The following is a 23005-nucleotide window of genomic DNA, read 5'->3' on the forward strand; positions in this document are numbered from 1 at the left end:
CGCATGGCTCGTCCGGATGCTCGCGCAGCAGATCAACTTCGGCCCGTATCGATCACCCGTCAGTGGAGCATGCACCCGGAGGGGTCGGTGCTCATCGAGTTCGGCAACACCCGGGTGCTGTGCACGGCCAGCGTCACCGAAGGCGTGCCCCGCTGGCGGAAGGGCTCCGGGCTGGGCTGGCTCACCGCTGAGTACGCGATGCTGCCCCGCGCCACCACCACCCGCAACGACCGCGAGAGCGTCAAGGGCAAGATCGGCGGCCGGACCCACGAGATCTCCCGCCTCATCGGCCGCAGCCTCCGCGCCTGCATCGACCTCAAGGCCCTCGGCGAGAACTCGATCGTCCTCGACTGCGACGTCCTGCAGGCCGACGGCGGCACCCGCACTGCCGCCATCACCGGCGCCTACGTCGCCCTCGCCGACGCCGTCGCCTTCCTGGCCGCCAACAAGAAGCTCGCCGGCAAGCCCGCGCAGGTCCTGCACCGCTCCGTCGCCGCCGTCAGCGTCGGCATCATCGCCGGCGAGCCGCGCCTCGACCTCTGCTACGAGGAGGACGTCATCGCCGACGTCGACATGAACGTCGTCTGCACCGGCGCCGGCGACTTCGTCGAGGTGCAGGGCACCGGCGAGCAGGCCGTGTTCTCGCGCGCCGAGCTCGACCTCCTCGTCGACCTGGGCGCCCTCGGCTGCGCCGAGCTCACCACCCTCCAGCAGAAGGCGATCGCCGGATGAAGCTGCTGCTCGCGACCCGCAACCAGAAGAAGCTCGTCGAGCTGCGCCGGGTCCTCGCCGAGGCCGCGCCGCACGTTTCGCTTGTCGGCCTGGACGACGTGCCCCCGTATCCCGAGTCGCCCGAGACCGGCCTCACCTTCGAGGAAAACGCCCTGCTCAAGGCCCGCGAGGCGGCCACCATCACCGGCCTGCCCAGCGTCGGCGACGACTCAGGCCTGGCCGTCGACGCCCTCAACGGCATGCCCGGCGTCTTCAGCGCCCGCTGGTCCGGCCTGCCCAGCGGCACCCCCGACCGCGACGGCGCCAACCTCCGCCTCGTCCTCGCCCAGGTCGCCGACGTCCCCGACGAGCACCTGGGCGCCGCCTTCGTCTGCGCCGCCGCGCTCGTCTGGCCCGACGGCCGCGAGCAGGTCTTCCGCGGCGAGATGCCCGGCCACCTGGTCAGGTCCCCCCGCGGCGACGGCGGCTTCGGCTACGACCCGATCTTCGTCGCCGCCGGCTACGAGCTGACCACCGCCGAGCTCTCCCCCGCCGAGAAGGACGCCATCAGCCACCGCGGCATCGCCTTCCGCGCCCTGGCCGCCACCCTCTGACCCCCGCGTAGGCCAGCTCTCACGCGGCCCCGGCCCCCCGTGCGGGCCGGGCTCGCCGTGTGGGCCGGCTCTCGTGCGGCCGGATTCCCGCGCGGCTCGGTTCCCCGTGTGGGCCGGGCTCGTCGTGTGGGCCGGCTCTCGTGCGGCCGGATTCCCGCGCGGCTCGGCTCCCCGTGTGGGCCGGGCTCGCCGTGTGGGCCGGCTCTCGTGCGGCCGACTTCCGCGTGGCGTAGCTCCATTGCGGGCAGGCTTTCTGCGGTCGGCTCCTCTGCGGCCGCGCGGAGCCGGCCCGGTTCCATGGCCGCGGGCCTCGGTGGCGTTCGTCCGCCGAGGCTCCGCGATCACGGTGCGGCTCGAGATTCTGCGCCCGCAGGTCAGGCTTCAGGCCAGCGCGCCGACCTCCCGCTCGATGGCGGCGCGCAGGGCGGGGCCCGAGACGGTCGCCCGCACCGCCTCCAGGACCGGGGCGAGGAACACGTCAGGGCCCGGCACGCCGGCGTGCTCCTCGACCGCGGCCATCGCGATCCTGCCCGCCACCGAAGGGGTGAGCGGAGCGCGCAGCTGCAGCCCCCGTACCGCGGACAGCAGCTCGACCGCGAGGATGCTGCACAGGTTGTCCAGGACGGTGCGGAGCTTGCGGGTCGCGGCCCAGCCCATCGAGACGTGATCCTCCTGCATGCCCGACGTGGGCAGGGAGTCGACGCTGGCCGGGGACGCGAGGCGCCGGTTCTCCGCGACGATGCCCGCCGCCGTGTACTGCGCGATCATCAGCCCCGAGTTGACCCCCGCGTCGGGCGTGAGGAACGGCGGCAGGTCGCGCGATCGGCAGACGTCGAGCATGCGGTCGACGCGGCGTTCGGCGATCGCGCCCACCTCGGCCGCGGCGATCGCGAGGTAGTCGGCGGCGAACCCGAGCGGCGCCCCGTGGAAGTTGCCCGTCGACTCGACCCGGCCGTCGGTGAGGACGACGGGGTTGTCGACGATCGAGAGCAGCTCACGGGCGGCGACCGTCGTCGCGAACTCGAGCGTGTCGCGGGCGGCGCCGGCGACCTGGGGCGCGCACCGCATCGAGTACGCGTCCTGCACGGCGTGCTCGAGGTCGTCGCGGTGCGAGTCCATGATCGGCGAGCCCTGCAGCAGGCGGTGCAGGTTGGCGGCGGAGGCGGCCTGCCCGGGGTGCGGGCGGATCGTGTGCAGCTCGGGCATGAACGGCCGGTCCGATCCCAGCATCGCCTCGATCGACAGCGCGGCGGTGACGTCGGCCATCGTGAACAGGTGGGCTGCGTCGGCGATCGCGAGCAGCAGCATGCCGAGCATGCCGTCGGTGCCGTTGATCAGCGCCAGGCCCTCCTTCGACGACAGGGCGATCGGGCTGACCCCCGCCTCGGTGGCGCTGATCCTCGTGCCGTCCTTGGCGAGCACCCAACCTTCGCCCATGAGCACGAGGGCGCAGTGCGCCAGGGGCGCGAGGTCCCCAGACGCGCCCAGTGAGCCGTGCTGCGGCACCCATGGCGTGATGTCCGCGTTCAGCAGGTCGACCAGGGCGGCCGCGACCTCCGGCCGTACACCGGAACGCCCCATGGCAAGGGATCTGACGCGCAGCAGCATCATCGCCCGCACCACCTCCCGGGGCATGGGCGCGCCGATGCCGGCGGCGTGGGAGCGGATCAGGGCATGCTGCAGCTCGGCGCGTCGCTCCGGCGCGATGAACGTGTTGGCGAGCGCGCCGAAGCCGGTCGAGATGCCGTAGACCGGCCGGCCGTCACGCTCGATGGCGTCGACGATCGACCGGCTGGTGCGCATCGCGTCGAGCGCGTCCTGCGCGAGGGTCACCCGCGCGTTGCCCCGGGCGACCGCGATGAGGTCGGCGGGGGTGATGCCTGAAGCGGTGACGGTGATCAAACCAGCTCCCCATTGAGCATGACGGTGGATACGAGGGGTACACCCGGCCGGTACGCCAGGTGCAGGAACGACGGGGCGTCCAGGATCGCGAGGTCGCCACGCGCACTGATCCGCAGCTGCCCGACGTCGTCGCGGCGCAGTGCGGCGGCCCCGCCGGCGGTGGCCGCGAGGAGTGCTTCGGCCGGCGTCATCGCCATCTCCCGCACGGCAAGCGCCACGCAGAACGGCATCGACGTCGTGTACGACGAGCCCGGGTTGCAGTCCGTGGCGAGCGCGACCGTCGCACCGGCGTCGAGCAGCGCCCGCGCCGGCGGGTACGGCGACCGGGTCGAGAACTCCGCCCCCGGCAGCAGCGTCGCCACCGTCGTGGACCCGGCGAGCGCGTCGATGTCGGCCGGCGTGAGGTGCGTGCAGTGGTCGGCGGACGCCGCCCCGAGCTCGACGGCCAGCCGCACCCCGGGCCCGGCGGTCAGCTGGTTGGCGTGGATCCTGGTGCCGAGCCCTTCGGCGGCGCCGACGGTCAGGATCGCGCGGGAGTGGTCGGCGTCGAACGCCCCCCGCTCGCAGAACACGTCGACCCACCGCGCCCCGGCGGCCCGCGCGGCGCTCAGCATCGGGCCGCAGACGAGGCTCACGTAGTCGTCGGTCCGTCCCGCGTACTCGGCCGGCACCACATGCGCACCCAGGAACGTCGTCTCGGCGCTGAACTCCCGCGCGATCCGCAGCGACCGCGCCTCGTCGGCGACCGTCAGCCCGTACCCCGACTTGATCTCCATCGTGGTGGTGCCCTGCCGCAGCGCCTCCTGCCGCAGCCGCGCCACGTTGGTCCGCAGCTGCTCGTCACCGGCCGCCCGGGTCGCCCCGACCGTCGTGCGGATGCCGCCGCCCGTGTACGGCTCGCCCGCCATCCTCGCGGCGAACTCACCGGCCCGGTCACCGGCGAACACCAGGTGCGCGTGGCTGTCGACGAACCCGGGCACGACCGCACCCCCACCGGCGTCCACCCGCCCGTCGGCCGCCGGCGCGTCGGCGGCCCGGCCGATCCACGCCACCTTGCGATCGTCGACCACGAGCGCCGCCTGCCGCCTGATACCCAGCGGCCCCTCACCGTGCCCCGGCACGCACGTGACCAGCTCGCCGATGTTGGTGATGAGCATCGACCTCATCCCAGCCCTCCGATCCCCGCGGCACCGAAGGTCAGCCGGGCGACGCCGCCCCGCACGGTGGGGCGACCACCGTCCCGGACGGCGCCGGCGGGCACGGACCTCGTCGCAGCCCCGACCAGCGCGACGGTCCGGGCCGCGCCGAAGGTGGAGACGAGCGTCGCCCGCAACGCTGGAGACCGCCGCCGCCGACCCGCGCGGGTCAGGCTTCCTGGCCGGGAACGGTCACGCACATGCCACCCGCCGATCGAGCCGGCCGCCACCGCGCCGGCCAGGGCACCGCCGGCACCGGCCCCGGTGCGGTAGCCGCCACGGCGGACGATGACGCAACCACCGGCGCTGCCGCGTCGGCCGTCGGCGGCGGTGACGCGGCGGGCGGTGGCGGCGATGACGCGGCGGGCGGTGGCGCTCGCGGCGGCCGGTGCGCCGCCGTGGGTGGCGGGTGTGGTGGTCATCGCTGGCCGCCGATGAGTGCGGTGTCGAGGGCGGCGGTCAGGGCGGCACCGACGTCGGGGACGGCGAGGTGGGTGCCGTCGCGGACGATGACGCGGCCGTCGGCGACGACGTGACGGACGTCGGCGGCGGTCGCGGCGAACATGACGGCGGCCGGGTCGCAGCCGGCGGTGCGGGGGGAGGTCAGCGAGACCGTGACGAGGTCGGCGCGGGTGCCGGGGGTGATGCCGCCCGCGTCGGTCCAGCCGAGGGCGGCGTGGCCGGTGGCGGTCGCGGCGGTGATCAGGTCGGCGCCGGTGAAGTGGCCGCGGTGCTCGGTGTGCAGGCGCTCGTGCATCTCGACGCCGCGCGCCTCCTCGAAGGGGTCGATCACGGCGTGGCTGTCACTGCCGAGCGACAGCGGGCTGCCCCCGTCGGTCAGCGACCGGGCGTGGCCGATGCCGTCGGCGAGGTCCCGCTCGGTGGTGGGGCAGAAGCACACCCCGGTGCCGGAGTCGCCCAGCTCGGCGCGGTCGGTGTCGGTGAGGTGGGTCGCGTGGACGGCGGTCACCCGCGGCCCGGTCAGCCCGCGGTCGACGAGCAGCTCCGTGGGGGTGCGGCCGTGGACTGCCAGGCAGGCGTCATTCTCCGCGCGCTGCTCCGACAGGTGTACGTGCACCGGCACCCCCTCGGTGTGCCTGGCGAGCTCGGTGAGCGCCGCCGCCGGAACGGCCCGCACGCTGTGCGCCGCGGCGCCGATCTTCGCGTGTGGCGGTGCGGCGAGCCGGCCGACGCGGTCCGCCCAGCCGTCGAAGCCGGTGTCGCCGAAGCGCCGCTGGACCCCTTCCAGCGGCCTGCCGTCGACGCTCGACGTCAGGTACAGCGTGTCCAGCAGCGTGATCCTGATGCCGGCGTCGGCAGCCGCGGCGACCAGGGCCTCGCCCATCGCGTTGGGGTCGTCATAGGGTGCGCCGTCGGGGCCGTGGTGCAGGTAGTGGAACTCGCCGACGCAGGTGATGCCGGCCAGGGCCATCTCGGCGTACACGGCCCGGGCCAGCCGGTGATAGGAGTCGGGGTCGAGGGCGGCGGCCACGGCGTACATCTGCTCCCGCCACGTCCAGAACGTGCCCCGCCCTCCGTGCGTCCGCCCGCGCAGCGCCCGGTGGAACGCGTGCGAGTGCGCGTTGGCGAACCCCGGCAGCGTCACCCCCGGCAACCAGACCACCTCGAGCCCGGCGGCGAGCGGCACACCGGGGGCGACCGTGGTGAACCGGCCGTCGACCACCTCGATCAGCACGTCGGCCGCGAGGCCGTCCGTGAGCCAGGCCCACTCGCAGTGGAAGCGCAGCGGGGCGGTGGAAGGGGTCATCGGCACAGCCTGGCCAGCAGGTCGGTGAGCTTCTCGACGCCGGCTGCGCAGTCGGCGTCCGTGGCCGACTCCTGCGGGGCGTGCGAGATGCCGGTCGGGTTGCGGACGAAGAGCATGGCGGTGTCGACGTGCTTCGACAGGACGCCCGCGTCGTGGCCGGCGCCGGTCGGCAGGACCGGGGCGCCGAGCTCCAGCGCCGCCAGGCGGCTGACGTCGCCGGCGAAGGCCACCTCCCCGGTCACCGACTCGGCGTGCAGGGCGACGTGGGTGCCGTCGTGCATGGCGCGCTCCTCGGCGCGCTGGCGGATCGCGTTGACGAGCCGGTCGAGGGTGTCGGTGTCGGCGGCGCGCGCGTCCAGCCACGCCGAGGCGCGGGCGGCGATCGCGTTGGTCGCATTGGGCGCGACGTCGACCCGGCCGACCGTGGCGTGGGCGCCGTGCGACCTGGCGGCCTCGTCGGCGGCGAGGACGGTGTGCGCGAGGGTGAGCATCGGGTCGTGCCGGTCGAGCATCCGGGTCGTGCCGGCGTGGTTGCCCTCGCCGGAGAAGTCGAGCCGGTAGCGCCCGTGGGGCCAGATCCCGCTCGCCACCCCGACCGGGGCGTCGAGCACGTCGAGGGCGCGGCCCTGCTCGACGTGCAGCTCGACGAAGGCGCCGATGCGCGCCAGCCGGTCGGTGTCGGGTCCGAGCGCGTCGACGTCGAGGCCGGCCTTGCCCATCGCCTCGGCCAGGTGGATCCCGTCGCGGTCCTGCAGCCGCAGCGCCTGCGCCGGGTCGAACGCGCCGGTGAGCAGGCGGGAGCCGAGGCACGGCACGCCGAAGCGGGCGCCCTCCTCCTCGGTGAAGACCACCACGGCCAGGGGACGGGCCGGTGTGACGCCGCGCTCGCGGAGCCGGTCGACGGCGAGCAGCCCGGAGACGACGCCGAGCGGCCCGTCATAGCCGCCGCCGTGCGGCACCGAGTCGAGGTGGCTGCCGGTGACGACGGCGCCCTCGCCGTGGGGGTCGCCCCACCAGGCCCACAGGTTGCCGTTGCGGTCGACCTCCACCTCCAGGTCGCGGTCGATCGCCTCCTCGACGAACCACTCCCGGCACACCATGTCGGCATCCGTCCACGAGTGCCGCAGGTAGCCGCCGTCGCCGCCGGCCATGCCGATGGGGCTGAGCGAACCCCACAGCGCCGCGAACCGCTCACCGGTCATCGTCATGACGTCTCTCCCATCGGCACCCGGAGCCCGGTCCGCCCGGCGACCTCGGCGGCCTCGTCATAGCCGGCGTCGACGTGCCGGAGCACGCCCATCGCCGGGTCGTTGGTCAGCACCCTGGCGAGCTTCTGCGCGGCGAGCTCGGTGCCGTCGGCGACGGAGACCTGCCCGGCGTGGATGGAGCGGCCGATCCCGACGCCGCCGCCGTGGTGGATCGACACCCACGACGCGCCGGAGGCGGTGTTGACCAGCGCGTTGAGCAGGGGCCAGTCGGCGATCGCGTCGGAGCCGTCGCGCATCGCCTCGGTCTCCCGGTAGGGCGAGGCGACGGAGCCGGTGTCGAGGTGGTCGCGGCCGATCACGAGCGGCGCCTCGACGGTGCCGTCGGCGACCATCTCGTTGAACCTCAGGCCGGCCTTGTCGCGCTCGCCCTGCCCCAGCCAGCAGATCCTGGCGGGCAGGCCCTGGAACGCGACCCGCTCGCCGGCCATGCGGATCCAGCGGTGCAGCGAGTCGTTGTCGGGGAAGAGGTCGAGCACGGCCCGGTCGGTGGCGGCGATGTCGGCCGGGTTGCCCGACAGGGCGGCCCAGCGGAACGGGCCCTTGCCCTCGCAGAACAGCGGCCGGATGTACGCGGGGACGAAGCCGGGGAACGCGAACGCCCGGTCGAACCCGCCCAGCTGCGCCTCGCCGCGGATCGAGTTGCCGTAGTCGAAGACCTCGGCGCCCCGGTCGAGGAACCCGACCATCGCCTCGACGTGGCGGGCCATCGAGTGACGGGCCCGCTCGGTGAACTCCTCGGGCTTCTTCGCCGCGTAGTCGGCGGCGTCGCCGGGGTCGACCCCGCTCGGCACGTAGGACAGCGGGTCGTGCGCGGAGGTCTGGTCGGTGACGATGTCGACCGGCACGCCCATGCGCAGCAGCTCGGGCAGCAGCAGCGCGGCGTTGCCGACGACGCCGACCGACAGCGCCCGCCGGGCGATCTGCGCCTCGACCGCGAGCCGCACCCCTTCTTCGAGCGAGTCGGCGACGACGTCGAGATAGCGGGTCGCGACCCGCCGCTCCAGGCGTGCCCGGTCGACGTCGACGATCAGGCAGGCGCCACCGTTCATCGTGACGGCGAGCGGCTGGGCACCACCCATGCCGCCACAGCCCGCGGTGAGCGTCAGCGTGCCGGCGAGGGTGCCGCCGAACCGCTTGGCCGCCACCGCCGCGAACGTCTCATAGGTGCCCTGCAGGATGCCCTGGGTGCCGATGTAGATCCAGGAGCCGGCGGTCATCTGCCCATACATGGTCAGGCCGAGCGCTTCGAGACGCCGGAACTCGGGCCAGGTGGCCCAGTCGCCGACGAGGTTGGAGTTGGCGATCAGCACCCGCGGCGCCCACTCGTGGGTCTGCAGCACGCCGACGGGGCGGCCGGACTGCACCAGCATCGTCTCGTCGGGCGCCAGCGTCGTGAGCGTGCGCACGAGCGCGCGGAACGACGGCCAGTCGCGCGCCGCCTTGCCCGTGCCGCCATAGACGACCAGGTCCTGCGGCCGCTCGGCGACGTCGGGGTCGAGGTTGTTCATCAGCATGCGCAGCGCGGCTTCCTGCTGCCAGCCGCGGGCCGTCAGCGTGGTGCCGCGAGGGGCACGGACCGTCTCCATCGAACTCCTCGGGTTAGGGCAGGAAGACCTGGCGGGTGGCGGCGGACCGCTCGAATGCCTCGAGTCGGGCCTGGGTCTCGGTCGGCGCGGCGTCGCACATGGCCTGCAGCAGCATCGTCACCATCGCCGTCGGCGCGCTGTGGGAGTCGAACACCAGCCGCGACCCCACAGGCGCGGGCAGCACGATGTCGGACTCGGCGGCAGCGGGGCTGACCGGTGAGTCCGTGACGGTGACGACCGTGAGACCGGCGGCGCGTGCCTCCCGCAGCGCGTCGACCGCCTCGCGCGGATACCGGGGCAGCACAAACGCCAGCATCGCAATTGCGCCCGCCGCGCGTGCCTGATCCAGCCTATCCGCCAGCAGACTGCCGTGCTCGTGCAGCGGGCGCACGTCGGGGTGGACCTTCGCGGCGAAGTAGCTGAACGCGGTCGCCAGGGCGCGGGCGGCCCGTATGCCGAACACGGGCAGTGGCCGGCTGCCGATGAGCACCCGGCCCGCCTCGGCGAGTGGCTTGGGGTCGGCGAGCGCGTCGGCGAGGCGCTGCAGGTTGGCGATCTCGGCGCCCAGCGCCTGCTGGAACTGGTTGGTCTCGGACTCGACCGGCTCGTCGTCGCGGGGCGGGCGATGCTGGTAACCGTCGAACGTGACTCGGATCTCGTCACGGAGCGCGTGATAGCCGTCGAAGCCCAGCGCCGTGGCGAACCTGGTGACCGACGGCTGGCTCACCCCGGCGAGCGTGGCGACGTCGCCGCTGGACAGATAGCCCGCCTGGCTCGCGTTGTCGACCAGGCAGCGGGCGATGCGCCGCTGGGCGGGCGTGAGCCGCTGCCCGTCGAACAGCTCCAGCAGCCGCCGCTCCATCTCCGAAGTCACCGCTCGAATGTAAGACTCCATTCAAGATCGAGTCAAGCGCATCAAGTCATTCATAGTGTTGCCTAACCAAGGGGTGAGCGTGCGACGCTCGCGGCGTGCGGTTGACCTACCTGGCTACGTATCCCGTCAAGAGCTGCTATCGGGTGGAGGCGGGCTCCGCCGAGGTGGAGCCCTGGGGGCTGGCCGGGGACCGCCGCTGGCTCGTCGTCGACGGCGACGCCAAGCTCGTCACCCAGCGCGACACCCCGGCGCTCGGCCGCATCCGGCCCGAGCCGCGCGACGGCGGGATGATGCTGCAGGCGCACGGCGCCCCGGACCTGTGGGTGCCGCTGCCGCGGGGCGCCACCACGGACGTCCGCCACTTCCACGTGTCGGTCGCCGCCACGCCCGCCGGCGAGGCCGCCGACCGGTGGATCTCCGGCGTGATCGGCCGCCCCGTCAGCCTCGTCTGGCTCGACGACCCGACCCGCCGCCCGGTCGAACCCGGCTACAGCGAGCCCGGCGACCGGGTCAGCTTCGCCGACGGCTTCCCGCTGCTGCTGGCCAACGCGGCCTCGCTCGACGCCGTCAACGACTGGCTGGTCGAGGCCGGCGACGAGCCCGTCGAGATGACCCGCTTCCGGCCCAACGTGGTCGTCGGCGGCGCGCCCGCCTGGGCCGAGGACTCCTGGATCGGTCGGCGCGTCGTCATCGGCGACGTGTCGTTCCGGGTGCCGAAGGCGTGCAGCCGCTGCGTCCTGACCACCATCGACCCGGAGACCGGAGAGAAGGGCCGCCAGCCGCTGCGCGTGCTCGGCGAGCGCCGCCGCTTCCCGGACGGCCTGCTGTTCGGCGTCAACCTCATCCCGGACCACCAGGGCAAGATCGCTGTGGGCGACGAGGTGATCGTCGCATAACGGGCCCGGCGGGGCGGGTGACGCGTCATGATCAAGGGGTGACGCCCCTGCGGGTCCGGCCCCACCTCGCCGAGATCCTCGACCGGACCGGGCACGTGGTGCTGACGTTCAGCGTGCTCGGCAACCTGCTGCCCGAGCCCGCGGCCGTCGCCCGGCAGATCCGCGAGCTGCTGCTGGACACCGGCCACCAGATGTCGATCATGGTCGGCGTGAGCGACAACCCGTTCGACATGCTGGCCGAGGCGTATACCGCGGGCGACGACCTCGGCAGGCACGCCGAGCAGCTCGTCCACGACGCGGAGCTCGACGCGGCCGGGCGGGCGCCGATCACGGCCGGTGCGCCCGCCCTCCTCGAGGCCTGCCGGGCCACCGGCCGCGCCGTCACCGTCTACGCACCACACAGCGAGTCGGCGGTGGGTCGCTTCCTGCAGCACCACGGCCTGCGCGCCCTGGTCGGGCCGGCACTGGGCCGGGGATTCGCGATGCGTCACCCCGCCGTGCGCACGATGGCTCCTGTACTGGACGCGATCGGCGCTCTCCCGGGCGAGACGGCGGTGGTGTGCGCGACCTTCTCGGCCATGTCCGCCACCCAGCGGGCCGGCGCCCACGCCATCGGCGTCGAGCGCATCCGCGAGCCGCGCAAGATGCTGCACGGCGGCGAGGGCAGCAACGCCGTCGTGCAGTCGCTGACCCACCTCGCCGACGCCGTCAGGGCCCGCGCCGCATGAGGCGGAGCCTCTGGTAGAACAACGCGCGTGTCGTTTCTGCTGTGGTCGGGACGGGCGATCGGGCACCGCCGCGCCGGCGTCGGCGCCCTCGTGGCGGTGGCCTGCGCCGCGGCGGCGGTGACGCTCTTCCCGGAGCACCCGTTCGACCGGCCGAAGGCCCTGGCGGCCGCCGCGCTGCTGTCCGTCGCCGCGCTCGCCGCCCTGGTCTGGGCCGCCGCGATGGCGCACGTCGGCGTGCAGATCAGCATGTACAACGTCCGCATCCGGCACGGGCTGCTGCCGATGCCACCGATCCAGGTGCCGCTGCGCATGGTCAACAGCCTGCGCGCCGTCGACGTGCAGTCGAGCATCGCGCAGCGATGGGGTTGGACCTGGATTCCCGGTCGGGGCCGGGCCGTCATCGTACGGTCAGGGCCCGCGCTCCTGTTCGACTTCGCCGGTCGCCAGTTCACGGTCAGCGTCGACGACCCCGAAGAGGCCGAGGCGGCCCTGAACCGGATGCGCAGCAGCGCCCGCTGACGCCGGAATTGGTGAAGCCCGGGGAGTATCCATCCCCGGGCCTCGATTTGCCGCCCAATTGCACACACCGGCACGTTTAAGGTCGCAGATCAGCTTGAATGCGTCGCGCTCTGCGATTGAGCTATCGGGCCGTGTTTGGAGGCCCGAACGGGAGTTGAACCCGTAGCCTCGACGACGAGGTCTGCGATCGGTCGATCCGGTGTTGAGCGGCGAATGCTCAGACTGGAGCGAGAAGTTGAGTTTGTGTTTCGGCTCCCGCGGCCGCCTCTGCCATTGGGCTACGCCGTCACGAGTGACGGCGGAAGGAATCGAACCTCCACATTGACACCGCGCGCACCTGTCAAACTGAGCCTCAGGTTCAGTCTGCGCTCCTTGCGCGCCATCGATCCTAGCCGTCAGGAGAAGAGGAAGCGAAAGACTTTCTCGCCGGCCTCCTGTTGCACGACCTCCGCGCCGTTGGCCTCCTCGCGGGCGAACTTCACCGCGGCCTGGAGCTTCTCGACCCGCTCCACCAGCTCGTTGACCCGCTGGGCGGGCAGCGCGCCGGAGAACTTCACCGTCTTCCAGTAGCCGATCACGACGTCCTCGTAGTACACCTCGACCTGCGCCGGGTGCTTCTCCGTGGCCTCGGCCTTCACGTGGTTGCGCGGGATCTTCTTGGTCCGGGTGGTCTGCGTCGGCTCGGTCGCATAGCAGTCCGCGGAGGCGTCATACACCCACGACTCGGACGCGTCCAGCACCGGCAGCTTCCGCACGAAGGTCAGCAGGTCGACCAGCTGCTTCTCCAGGAACAGCAGGTAGGACACCGGCACGTCCCGCAGCAGCGGCGTGCCGTCGACGACGACGTCGGCGCGGGCGACGCAGTTGGTCCAGTCCTTCGTCGCGGTGACGTCGAAGAGCCGGGTCAGGATGGTGGCCGTCTGCCGCAGGATCTCGTCGGCCTTGACCTGCACGCGGGTGGACTCGGGCGGCAGCTGCTCGCCCTCCTCGTCCTTCGGACGGTAGGTGCGCGCGATGCCGGCGAGCAGGGCGGGCTTCTGCAGCACGTGGTGCGCGTCGGTCAGTTCCTGGAAGGAGCGCGACTTGACGCCCTTCTCGACCGCGATGATCTGATTCAGCTTCGTCATGATGCGGCCGAGTGTACGAGCCGGGTACGACGAAATTCATCCGAGATAATGTGCCTGAAGTGCGATGCGCGGCAGAGCATCGGGGATGCGGGAGGCGCAGCCCCTGTTGGGGAGCGGCCGAGGCCTGCGCGGAGCATCCACAAAACCTTCGGCGAATGCGCGCGGCCATGAGCAGGGTGAACCCGGGTTTGTGGGGCCGGTGAGAGTCGAACTCACACTGGCACGGACCTAAACCGTGTGCCTCTGCCATTGGGCTACGGCCCCATGTGTGACCGGGCATCACTCTACTCAGGCCAGGCGCGTGATCTCCACCGTGACCCCGAGGTGTTTGCTCGGCGCGCCGTGATAGACCCCGCGCAGCGGCGGCACGTCGTCGTAGTCGCGGCCCCGGGCGACCACCACGTGCCGCGGGCCGACCGGGATCCCGTTCGTGGGATCGAAGCCGGTCCAATCGCCGGTCCACCACTCGACCCAGGCGTGGCTCTGCCCCGCGACCGTCTCACCGATCTCCGCCTCGACCTTCGGGTGCAGGTAGCCGGACACGTACCGGGCCGGAACACCTCTCGCCCGCAGCAGGCCGACGGTCAGGTGCGCGATGTCCTGGCAGACCCCCTTGCGCAGCTTCCACGCCTCCTGGGCGCTCGTCTGCACGCCGGTGGATCCCGGCACGTAGGCGACGTTCTCCCGTACCCAGTGCGACAACGCCTCGGCGGACGCATTCGGCGACCTGCCGGCGACCGCGTCCCACGCCTCGCCGGCCAGGTCGGCGTCGACGGCCGTCAGCGGGCGCTCCGTCAGCAGCTCCGCGTGGGTGTCGAGGACCGCGTCACCGGCGAGCTCCGCCCAGCCGAGGCCGGCGGCCGGCGGCGTCGGCGGCGACACCTCGACGAGGCTGCTGGACACGACCCGCAGCTGCTGGTGCGGCCGGTGCAGGTCGAACGCGGTCACCTGCGTCGCCCAGTAGTCGTGGTACCGGTAGGTCGTCGCCCCCGGCGTGACCTCGACCTGGCTGAACAGCGTGGTCTGCCAGGGCAGCGTCAGCGGGGTCAGCCGCGCCTCGTTGTAGGACGCGGAGACGGTGCCCGCGTACTTGTAGCCGGTGACATGCCTGATCTTGAGACGCCAACTCATGATCCACCCCATGCGACGGTGCCCCAGGTGACCGGGGTTGACTGCGGGAAGTAGCGGGCCGTGATCGCCGCGCTGGCCGTGGCGCAGGACTGCTGCAGCGCCCGCAGGTGCTGCGGGAGCTCCGCCAGGAGGGTGGCGGTGTCGGCGTACTCGAGGCGGGTGCGGATCTGCCCGATCGGCCTGCGCGCCGCGTCGGTGACGCCGGCCCGCTCGGTCGTCGGGGCCAGCTCGCGCAGGCACAGCTCGGCGGTGCCCAGCGCGTGCAGCGCCGACCGCGGGAACAGCCGGTCCAGCAGCAGGAACTCCGTGACCCGCTGCGGGTCGAACGTCCCGCCGTGGGTGCGCAGGAACGCCTCGTCGGCGCCGCAGGAGCGCAGCACGGTCCGCCAGCCCGTGATCTCGTCCGTGGTGTTGGTCTGGATCGACAGCAGCCGTGCGGTCATGTCGACGCGCTCCAGGCTGCGCCCCAGCACGAGGAATCGCCAGCCGTCGTCGCGGCTCATCGTGGATTCGGCCAGCCCTGCCAGTACCGCAGACCGCTCCCGCACGAAGCTGAGGAACACGGCCGGTCCGAGCCGCTCCGCCGCGACCCGCCGGGACGCGAGCGTGTGCCAGGTGACGTTGAGGCACTCCCACATCTCGCTGGAGATCGTCTCGCGTACCCCGCGCGCGTTGTCACGGGCGGCGACGATCGCGCCGGAGATCGCGCTCGGGTCCTCCGCGTCGAACGCGAGCAACTCCAGCACGTCACCGGTGGTGATCCGCCGGTCCTGCGGCGCGGGCGCGCCGAGCACCGACATGAGCGTCCGGCACGCGGCGTCCTCGTCGGCCCACGGGTCCTCCAGGAGCCGGCCGAGGAACGCGTCGAGGATGCGGGCGGTGTCGTCGGCGCGCTCGACGTAGCGGCCGATCCAGAACAGGGACTCCGCGATGCGGCTGAGCACGGCCCCTCCTACTGTTGTTGCTGCTGTTGACCGGCGAGCTGCGCGGCGGCCGGTCCGGAGTCGCGGGGGCTGCCACCGGCCTCACGCGGCGCCGGCAGCTTGTGTTGCTGCGGTACGGACGGCGCGGGATCGGTGGGGTGCGCGAGCACCCAGGTGTCCTTGGAGCCACCGCCCTGACTGGAGTTGACGACCAGCGCGCCCTCCGGCAGCGCGACGCGGGTCAGGCCGCCGGGCACCAGCCAGATCTCGTCGCCGTCGTTGACCGCGAACGGCCGCAGGTCGATGTGGCGCGGCGCGACCCGGTCACCGAGCAGCGTCGGCGACGTCGACAACGCCACCGGGCGCTGCGCGATCCAGCCCCGCGGGTCCCGCTCGACCTGCCTCCTGAGCGCCTCCAGGGTTTCCTGCGACGCCTGCGGGCCGATCACGATGCCCTTGCCGCCCGCGCCGTCGACCGGCTTCAGCACGAGCTGGTCGAGCCGGCCGAGCACGTCGTGGAGGACCTCTGGGTCGCGGTCGTCCAGCCGGTACGTCTCGACGTTGTCGATGAGTGGCTCCTCCGACAGGTAGTACCGGATGAGATCCGGCACGTACGTGTAGACGAGCTTGTCGTCGGCGACGCCGTTGCCCACCGCGTTGGCGAGCGTGACCTGGCCCGCGCGGGCCGCGTTGACGATGCCGGGGCAGCCGATCACCGAGTCTGGCCGGAAGTGCAGCGGGTCGATGAACTCGTCGTCGACCCGCCGGTAGACCACGTGCACCGGACGCTCGCCCTGCGTGGTGCGCATCCGGACCCGGTTGCCGCTGTAGACCAGGTCGCGCCCCTCCACCAGCTCCACGCCCATGAGCCGGGCGAGCAGCGCGTGCTCGAAGTAGGCGGCGTTGTAGACGCCCGGCGTCAGCACGACCACCGTGGGGTCCTCCACGCCCTCCGGTGCCGCGGCCCGCAGCGCCGCCAGGAGCCGGGCCGGGTAGTCGTCGACCGGCCTGACCCGCGCCTCGGCGAACAACGCCGGCATTGTGTGGGTCAGGGCGCGGCGGTTCTCGATCACGTACGACACCCCGGACGGGATGCGCAGGTTGTCCTCCAGGACGCGGAACCTGCCGTCCTCGTCCCGGATCAGGTCGACGCCGCTGATGTGCACGCGCACCCCGTTGGCCGGCTCGATGCCGTAGGCCTGGCGGTGGAAGTGCGCGCTGGTGGTGATCAGCTTCCGGGGCACGACACCGTCGGCGAACACGCGGCCGGCGCCGTAGATGTCGGCGAGGAACGCCTCGAGTGCCTTCACCCGCTGCTGTACGGCCGCCGTCAGCAGGTCCCACTCGTGGGCGTCGAGGATCCGGGGGATCAGGTCCAGCGGGAAGGGACGCTCCTCGCCCGCATAGGCGAACGTGACCCCCCGGTCCGTGAAGACCCGGGCCAGCTGATCGGCGCGGAACCTCAGATCGGCCGGGGCGAGCGGCTGCAGCGCGGCGAACAGCGACCGGTACGGCGATCGCGGCTGACCCGGGCGCTCGAACATCTCGTCCCACGCCTCGAACATGGCCCCGGACATCGAATAGTCGTCGAAGATGTCCGCCATGGCGAGAGGCTAGGCACGGCCCGTTTCAGCCGCATTACCGATGTGTTTGCGCGTGGCGTCAGTGTGGCGTCAGTCCAGTCCGAGGTCCCGGCGGAGCTTCGCCACATGTCCGGTGGCCTTCACGTTGTACAGCGCGCGCTCGATCTGCCCCTTCTCGTCGATGACGAAGGTCGAGCGGATCACGCCCAGCACCGTGCGGCCGTAGTTCTGCTTCTCGCCGAACGCGCCGTATGCCTTGAGGACCGCCCGGTCGGGGTCCGACACGAGCGGGAACGTGATCGCGTCGCGCTCGCGGAACTGGGCCAGCTTCGCCGGGGAGTCCGGCGAGATGCCGACGATCTCGTAGCCGGCGGCCTTGAGCGAAGCGAGATTGTCACGGAAGTCGCATGCCTGCTTGGTGCAGCCGGGCGTCATCGCCGCCGGATAGGCGTAGAGGACGACCTTGCGCCCCCGGAGGTCGGCGAGCGACAGGGGCTCGTCGCGATCCGTCTGCAGCGTGAACTCGGGAGCCGTGTCACCCGGCTCCAGGCGTGTCGTCGTCATGGTCCGGCACTCTATCGCGCGGCGATGACATCCATGACGGCGCATAGCGGTGCGTCCCGTTATCGTGACGGATCGTATAAACCCGACCCCTGCAGCAGCATCTCCGAGAAATTCGCGAAATCATGGTCGGCATGACCCGCCGCGCATGGTCCATCCCCCTGGCGACGCTCTTCGGCGTGCTGCTGATCCTGCTGCTGCCAGCCTCGCCGGCGGGCGCGCACGCGATCATCGAGCGGACCGCACCCGTCGCCGACACGGTCGTGGACCAGCTGCCCGGCGAGATCACGCTCACCTTCAGCGAGCCCGTGCGCATCGTCGCCGACAAGATCCGGGTCATCGCGCCCGACGGCAGCCGCGCCGACACGGGCAAGCCCGCCGCGCGCGACACCGAGCTCGTCATCCCGCTCAAGTCCGGCGGCCCCAAGGGCACCTACCTCGTCAGCTACCGGGTCATCTCCGCCGACAGCCACCCCGTGAGCGGCGGCTACAGCTTCTCCTACGGCCAGGTCTCCGCCGTGCCCGGCGGCAGCGACGCCGGCGCCGACGTCAAGACCGACGCCGTGGTGAAGAACGCGATGTCCGTCGCGCGGTTCATCGGCTTCGCCGGCCTGATCCTGCTGGTCGGCCCGGCACTGGTCCTGTTCGCACTCTGGCCCCGGCGGCTCTCCGCCCGTGACCCCGGCAGGGTGGCCCTGACCGGCACCGGGCTGCTCGCGTTCAGCGCCGTCCTGGAGTTGTACCTGCAGATCCCGTACACCTCCGGCACCTCCCTGTTCGACGTCTCCTCGACCGCCGCCCGTGAGGTGCTCGGCACCGCGTTCGGCGCCGCCCATCTGATCCGCATCGCCGTCGCGATCGCCGTCGCGGTGCTGCTGCGCCCCCTCATCGCCGGTCGCGCGGGCAAGATCGACCAGACGCTGCTCATCATCCTCGGCGTGGTCGGCCTCGCCACCTGGCCGATCTCCGGCCACCCGAGCGCCTCACCGGTGCCGACCCTGACGGTCGTCGCCGACGCCGCGCACCTCGCCGCGATGGCGGTGTGGCTCGGCGGCCTGCTCATGCTGTTCGCGTTCCTGCTGCGCCGCGCCAACACCCGCGAGCTCACCGCGATCGTGCCCGTCTGGTCCGGCTGGGCGCTGCTGGCGATCACGGTGCTGGTCCTCGCCGGCACCGCGCAGGCCCTCGTCGAGATCGGCACCCTGGACGCGTTGACCGGCACCACGTATGGCCGCCTCGTCATGGTCAAGGTCGGGCTCCTGGCCGTGATCCTGGGGGTCGCGGCCTATTCCCGCAGCATCACCAACCGCCGCTTCACGCCGGCCCTGACGCCTGCATCGGCGGACTCGTCCGACTTCGCCGATGCCGACGACGACGCGGACGACGACGCGGACGCCGATTCCGACTTCGCCGATTCCGACTTCGCTGACTCCGATGACGCGCCGGTCGTGCCTCCGGCGGAGCCGGCCGACCGGGCCCGGCTGCGGCGGGCGGTGCTGATCGAGGTGCTCATCGCCGTCGTGGTGCTCGGCGTCACGTCCGTGCTGGTGCAGACGAGCCCGGCCCGCAGCGAGGCGGCTGGCGACAAGGGGACGGAGGGCCCCTTCACCACCGTCGTCACGACCAACCTGGTGAAGCTCGAGGTCGACGTCTCGCCGGGGCGCGTCGGCCCCAACACCGTCCACCTGTATGCCCTCAAGCCCGACGGCTCGGGCCCGCAGACCGTCGCGGAGTGGAAGGCGACCGCCGCGCTGCCGGCCAAGGGCATCGAACCCATCGTCGTGCCGATCCTCTCCCTTACTCCTGACCACGCCACCGGCTCGGTGACGCTGACGCCGGCGGGGACGTGGGAGATGAAGTTCACCGTCCGCGTCGACGAATTCAACCAGACCACCATCACCGTCCAGGTCCCGATCCGCAGCTGACGCGCCCTCGCCCGCGCTTCAGCCGACCCCGCCGGGTCGGCCGTTGGTCGTGGCGCTGGCCGGGTCGCCGCTGTGGTGGTCGGTCGTGTCCACACTGGTGATGTGCGGGCCTTGGGCTTCCGGGCGCACCGCGTGCCCGGTCGGCTGCCGCCGTGCCGCCGTGCCGCCGTGCCGCCGTGCGTGGGGGTGCCGTGCTGCCGTGCGCGAGGGCGCCGTACGCGGGGTGCCATACGCGGGGGTGCCGTGCTGCCGCGCGGGGTGCGTGCTGTCGTGCTGTCGTGCGCGGGGCTGCCGCGCGGGGTGCGTGTTGCCGTGCGCGGGGGTGCTCCGTGCGTGGGGGTGCCGTGCTGCCGTGCGCGAGGGTGCCGTACGTGGGGTGCCATACGCGGGGGTGCCGTGCTGCCGTTGCTGTGCGCGGGGTGCTGTCAGCGTGCCGGTGGTGCGGCGTCGCCGTGGGCTGCGCGGCGCGTCTGTGGCTATCGCCGGCTTCGGGCGCGAACGTCGCCGGATGCCGGGCCCGGGCACGCCTGCGTAGAAGCTGACTTTCGTGCTGCTGGCCCGTCGGTTCGCGTGCTGCTGGCTTGCCGATCCCCGTGCCGCCGGTTTGCCCGTTTATGTTGATGGCTTGATCGAAGGACGGTTCTGGTCGTCGGCGTGGCCGGACGTGGACTTGGATCACCGCGTTGCTGGACGTCGGGGCGGTGGTCGCCACGCGGTGGACGTCACGTCGGTGGGTGGCCTGCTGGTCGTCGTGGTGGCGGCTTGATCGAAGGACGGTTCTGGTCGCCGGGGTGGCCGGATGTGGACTTGGATCACCGCGTTGCTGGACGTCAGGCCAGCGGACGCGACGCGTTGCACGCGGCGTCGGCGGGTGGGAGAGCGGGAGCTCGGCGCGATGGCGGCTGGTGCGGGCGTGGGTGGTGAATGCCGGCCGCCGCGTCTGGCGGGTGCTGGTCAATGCGGTGGATCGGCATCTTCGTGCAGGGGTGTGGCAATTCGGAACCGTCTAGCGGGTTTGCGGCAAAGAAGGCAATTCGCGGGTTTTTTGGCGGTATTGTCGGCTTCGGATCGCTGGGGGAAGGGGCCGCTGGCATGGTCGTGCGTCTGGTTCGGGCAGGTGTCGGCGCGCTGTTGCTGCTCATCGCGGTGCCGCTGGGGCTGGCTGGGGGCGGACTCTGGGTGGCCATGGAGCATCGTGCGGGGGATGACACGTTCACGGCGCGGTTGGAGCGGTTGCGCTCCGGGGGGCGCGCCGTGGTGGTGCCTGACGTCGACGCGTTGCTGCGAGCCGATGCGCCGTTCGCGCGGGGTGGGCAGACGACGCTCAGCCTGTCGGCGGTCGGCTCCAGCGGCCCCCTGTTCATCGGGCTGGCTCCGAAAGCGGCGGTGGGCCGGTACCTCGACGGGAAGGTGCAGGCCCGGGTCGACCGGGTGCGGCTGGCGCGGGGGCCGTTGCCGGTCGAGTTCACGGAGATCGAGACCCGGGCGGCCGCGGCGATGCCCGGGAAGCCCGGCGCCGCCGGGTCCCAGGCCGGGCAGGCACAGGGCGGCGGGAGCGACCCGGCGGTGGCGGGGCCCGCGGTCCCCGGCGCGACCGTTCCCGGCGCCGAAGGCCCTGGCGCCGGTGAGCCCGGCGCCGCGGGTCCCGGCAGCGGTGAGCCCGGCGCCGCGAACCCCGGTGACGCGGAGCCCGGTGTCACGGGGCCGGCCGTGGTGGATCCCGGCACGGCAGGGTCCGAGGTTCCCGGCGCGACCGCCGGCGACGCGACCGCCGCGAGTGACCCGAACGCCGGCAGCACCGGGGCGACGGGGGACCCGAGCGCCACGCCGAGTGGCGGCGCGACCGGGGACCCCAACGCGGGCCCGGGCGTGGCGAACGTGGGGAGCGGGGCGCCGGGGGAGCAGACGTTCTGGCTGGCGAAGAGCGTCACGGCCGGTGGGGCGGCGGAGCTGACCTGGTCGCCGTCGGCGTTGCGGGGGCGGCACCTGGCGCTCGTGGTCATGAACGCGGACGGCACCGCCGGGATCGACGCGACGGTGACGGCGCGGCTGGCGCCGGCGTGGATCGGGCCGACGGCCGGTGGGCTGCTCATGCTCGGGGCGGCGATGTTCCTGCTGGCCTTGCTGGTCCTCGCCTGGCCGCCGCGGCGCGCGGAGGAGCGGCTCGTGCTGCCGACGCTGCCGTCGCAGCCGACGAAGAGCCGGGCGAGCCTGCGGCGCAACCTGTCGACGCTGTCGGAGCCGATCGCCGCCCTGCTCAACCCCGTCGTGCCGAAGAACCGCGACGTGCCGGAGACCGGCGAAGCCAGCGAATCCGGTGGAGCGACCGCGACCGGCGAGACCGGCGGCGACGAGACCACGGCCGGAGAAGCGACCGCGGTAGGCGAGACCGGCGGCAACAAGACCGCGGCCGGAACCGACGGCAACAAGACCGCGGCCAGGACCGCCGGCAACAAGACCGCGGCCGGGACCGGCGGCACCGAAACCGCGGCTGGGACCGACGGCGACAAGACCGTGGCCGGGACCGCCGGCGATGCGACCGCGGCGGAGAAGAGCGGGGACGGGCCGGTCGTCGCGGTCGCGGTGGCGAGCCGGACGGACGAGGCCGACCGCCAGACCACCGTGATCGGGGTCGTGGTGACGGAGGCGCCGGTCGCCGACGACCCGGCTGCCCAGGCCACCGAGCCCGAGGGTGAGGCGCGGCAAGGAGCGGCGGCCGGTGGCGAAGACGCCCCGGCGGCACGGACGACGCGTCAGGCCGCGGCCAAGGACACCCTTACGGAGACCGAGCTGGACCGCCCCGCCCCGGCGGAGGCGCTCGACGACGACGCGCCGGGGCCCGTGGCGCTGCCGCCGCTGCCGAAGCTGCCGCCGATCGAGCTGCAGTTCACCTGGGCGCCGGTCGCGGTGGAGGGGCAGGAAGAGGCGGTCACCTCGCGCTGACGGCCCTCGGTGGCACGTGAGCCGCGCCACGTCCGGCGGTCGCGGGCGAAGGATAAAGGTAACGAGCAGATGTGGAGTGTGAGAAGTCGGCCAGATGAACACTAGGCTGTGGGGCGTGGGTGATCTTTTGGTCTGGATCGACTGTGAGATGACGGGGCTTGATCTGGGGAAGGACGCGCTGATCGAAGTGGCGGCGCTGGTCACGGACCCGGATCTCAACGTGCTGGGCGAGGGCGTCGACGTGGTGATCCACGCCGAGGACGCGCTGCTGGACGGCATGCTCGACGTGGTGCGCGACATGCACGCCAAGTCGGGGCTCACCGACGCGGTGCGGGCGTCGGCGGTCACCGTGGCGGAGGCGGAGGACCTCGTCATGGACTACATCACGACCCACGTGCCCGATCCGCGCACGGCGCCGCTGTGCGGCAACTCGATCGCCACCGACCGCGGGTTCCTGGCGCGGGACATGCCGCGGCTCGACAACCACCTGCACTACCGGATGATCGACGTGTCCTCGATCAAGGAGCTGTGCCGCCGGTGGTACCCGCGGGTGTACTTCGGCCAGCCGCCGAAGGGCCTTGCCCACCGGGCGCTCGCGGACATCCGGGAGAGCATCCGGGAGCTGGAGTACTACCGCCGGACGCTGTTCGTGCCGCTGCCGGGGCCGGACGTGGAGGCGGCGAAGGCGATCGGGGCGGAGTTGAGCCGGGAAACCGACACCGGCGCGCGCTGACCCAGTCGACGAATGCC

Annotated in this window: 21 protein-coding genes and 2 tRNA genes; 9 read left to right on the top strand and 14 right to left on the bottom strand. The window is 72.7% G+C overall.

What is annotated here, in order from left to right; genetic code table 11:
* Positions 1–3: 3 nt before the first annotated feature.
* Both rph and rdgB read left to right on the top strand, forming a co-directional pair.
* Positions 4–732, top strand: a complete 729-nt coding sequence (gene rph / locus ACFY3L_RS46315) for a ribonuclease PH (protein ID WP_389339852.1) — start codon at positions 4–6, stop codon at positions 730–732.
* Entirely contained in the window at positions 729–1325 is a 597-nt protein-coding gene (rdgB, locus tag ACFY3L_RS46320) for an RdgB/HAM1 family non-canonical purine NTP pyrophosphatase (RefSeq protein ID WP_389339853.1), read from the top strand. Before rph ends, rdgB begins: the two co-directional genes overlap by 4 nt.
* Before the next feature lie 381 nt (positions 1326–1706).
* Here the strand turns inward: rdgB and hutH are convergent, their stop codons facing one another.
* The 7 genes from hutH to ACFY3L_RS46355 are packed head-to-tail and all read right to left on the bottom strand — an operon-like array spanning position 1707 to position 9907.
* Positions 1707–3227: a histidine ammonia-lyase gene (hutH, locus tag ACFY3L_RS46325; protein ID WP_389339855.1), complete on the bottom strand. Its 1521-nt coding sequence runs from the start codon at positions 3225–3227 to the stop codon at positions 1707–1709.
* Positions 3224–4393, bottom strand: a complete 1170-nt coding sequence (hutI, locus tag ACFY3L_RS46330; RefSeq protein ID WP_389339857.1) for an imidazolonepropionase — start codon at positions 4391–4393, stop codon at positions 3224–3226. The genes hutH and hutI overlap by 4 nt, the downstream gene beginning before the upstream one ends.
* On the bottom strand, positions 4390–4845 hold the full coding sequence (locus ACFY3L_RS46335) for a hypothetical protein (RefSeq protein ID WP_389339859.1): 456 nt from the start codon (positions 4843–4845) through the stop codon (positions 4390–4392). Before ACFY3L_RS46335 ends, hutI begins: the two co-directional genes overlap by 4 nt.
* Positions 4842–6191 (bottom strand): formimidoylglutamate deiminase, encoded by a 1350-nt coding sequence (locus tag ACFY3L_RS46340; RefSeq protein WP_389339861.1) that lies wholly within the window; start codon positions 6189–6191, stop codon positions 4842–4844. The genes ACFY3L_RS46335 and ACFY3L_RS46340 overlap by 4 nt, the downstream gene beginning before the upstream one ends.
* Entirely contained in the window at positions 6188–7393 is a 1206-nt protein-coding gene (locus tag ACFY3L_RS46345; protein WP_389339957.1) for an allantoate amidohydrolase, read from the bottom strand. The genes ACFY3L_RS46340 and ACFY3L_RS46345 overlap by 4 nt, the downstream gene beginning before the upstream one ends.
* Positions 7394–7395: 2 nt before the next feature.
* Positions 7396–9045 (bottom strand): urocanate hydratase, encoded by a 1650-nt coding sequence (hutU, locus tag ACFY3L_RS46350; RefSeq protein WP_389339863.1) that lies wholly within the window; start codon positions 9043–9045, stop codon positions 7396–7398.
* A gap of 13 nt (positions 9046–9058) precedes the next feature.
* Positions 9059–9907: a MurR/RpiR family transcriptional regulator gene (locus ACFY3L_RS46355; RefSeq protein WP_389339959.1), complete on the bottom strand. Its 849-nt coding sequence runs from the start codon at positions 9905–9907 to the stop codon at positions 9059–9061.
* Positions 9908–10014: 107 nt separating this feature from the next.
* Between ACFY3L_RS46355 and ACFY3L_RS46360 the strand changes: the two genes are divergently transcribed.
* Genes ACFY3L_RS46360 through ACFY3L_RS46370 form a run of 3 tightly spaced genes read left to right on the top strand, consistent with a single transcriptional unit; the run spans position 10015 to position 12062 of the window.
* Positions 10015–10815, top strand: a complete 801-nt coding sequence (locus ACFY3L_RS46360; protein WP_389339865.1) for an MOSC domain-containing protein — start codon at positions 10015–10017, stop codon at positions 10813–10815.
* A gap of 38 nt (positions 10816–10853) precedes the next feature.
* Positions 10854–11543: a hypothetical protein gene (locus ACFY3L_RS46365; RefSeq protein ID WP_389339867.1), complete on the top strand. Its 690-nt coding sequence runs from the start codon at positions 10854–10856 to the stop codon at positions 11541–11543.
* Positions 11544–11570: 27 nt separating this feature from the next.
* Entirely contained in the window at positions 11571–12062 is a 492-nt protein-coding gene (locus ACFY3L_RS46370) for a hypothetical protein (protein WP_389339869.1), read from the top strand.
* A 136-nt stretch (positions 12063–12198) separates the two neighbouring features.
* Here the strand turns inward: ACFY3L_RS46370 and ACFY3L_RS46375 are convergent.
* The 7 genes from ACFY3L_RS46375 to bcp form a co-directional block, all read right to left on the bottom strand.
* Positions 12199–12347, bottom strand: a tRNA-OTHER gene (locus tag ACFY3L_RS46375).
* Between the two features lie 110 nt (positions 12348–12457).
* Positions 12458–13189, bottom strand: a complete 732-nt coding sequence (locus ACFY3L_RS46380; protein ID WP_344501512.1) for a hypothetical protein — start codon at positions 13187–13189, stop codon at positions 12458–12460.
* Between the two features lie 191 nt (positions 13190–13380).
* A tRNA-Leu gene (locus ACFY3L_RS46385) sits at positions 13381–13453 on the bottom strand.
* Positions 13454–13477: 24 nt separating this feature from the next.
* A complete protein-coding gene (locus ACFY3L_RS46390) occupies positions 13478–14320 on the bottom strand; it encodes a transglutaminase domain-containing protein (protein ID WP_389339871.1) in 843 nt (280 codons plus the stop codon).
* Positions 14317–15264, bottom strand: a complete 948-nt coding sequence (locus ACFY3L_RS46395) for an alpha-E domain-containing protein (protein WP_389339873.1) — start codon at positions 15262–15264, stop codon at positions 14317–14319. The genes ACFY3L_RS46390 and ACFY3L_RS46395 overlap by 4 nt, the downstream gene beginning before the upstream one ends.
* An 8-nt stretch (positions 15265–15272) precedes the next feature.
* Positions 15273–16847 (bottom strand): circularly permuted type 2 ATP-grasp protein, encoded by a 1575-nt coding sequence (locus tag ACFY3L_RS46400; RefSeq protein WP_389339875.1) that lies wholly within the window; start codon positions 16845–16847, stop codon positions 15273–15275.
* A 69-nt stretch (positions 16848–16916) separates the two neighbouring features.
* Positions 16917–17390, bottom strand: a complete 474-nt coding sequence (gene bcp / locus ACFY3L_RS46405; RefSeq protein WP_389339877.1) for a thioredoxin-dependent thiol peroxidase — start codon at positions 17388–17390, stop codon at positions 16917–16919.
* Positions 17391–17521: 131 nt separating this feature from the next.
* Here bcp and ACFY3L_RS46410 point away from each other — a divergent pair, with 131 nt between their 5' ends.
* The 4 genes from ACFY3L_RS46410 (at position 17522) to orn (ending at position 22988) form a co-directional block, all read left to right on the top strand.
* The gene (locus ACFY3L_RS46410) at positions 17522–19312 is read left to right on the top strand and encodes a copper resistance CopC/CopD family protein (RefSeq protein WP_389339879.1); all 1791 of its coding nucleotides are present in this window, start codon (positions 17522–17524) and stop codon (positions 19310–19312) included.
* A gap of 547 nt (positions 19313–19859) precedes the next feature.
* Positions 19860–20078, top strand: coding sequence for a hypothetical protein (locus ACFY3L_RS46415; RefSeq protein ID WP_389339881.1), 219 nt, complete (start codon positions 19860–19862; stop codon positions 20076–20078).
* A 326-nt stretch (positions 20079–20404) separates the two neighbouring features.
* Complete coding sequence (locus ACFY3L_RS46420; RefSeq protein ID WP_389339883.1) at positions 20405–22255, top strand: hypothetical protein; 1851 nt, start codon at positions 20405–20407, stop codon at positions 22253–22255.
* Positions 22256–22370: 115 nt separating this feature from the next.
* The gene (gene orn / locus ACFY3L_RS46425; protein ID WP_389339885.1) at positions 22371–22988 is read left to right on the top strand and encodes an oligoribonuclease; all 618 of its coding nucleotides are present in this window, start codon (positions 22371–22373) and stop codon (positions 22986–22988) included.
* The last annotated feature ends 17 nt before the right edge of the window (positions 22989–23005 follow it).

Source organism: Dactylosporangium sp. NPDC000521 (assembly GCF_042898305.1).
Lineage (GTDB): Bacteria > Actinomycetota > Actinomycetes > Mycobacteriales > Micromonosporaceae > Dactylosporangium.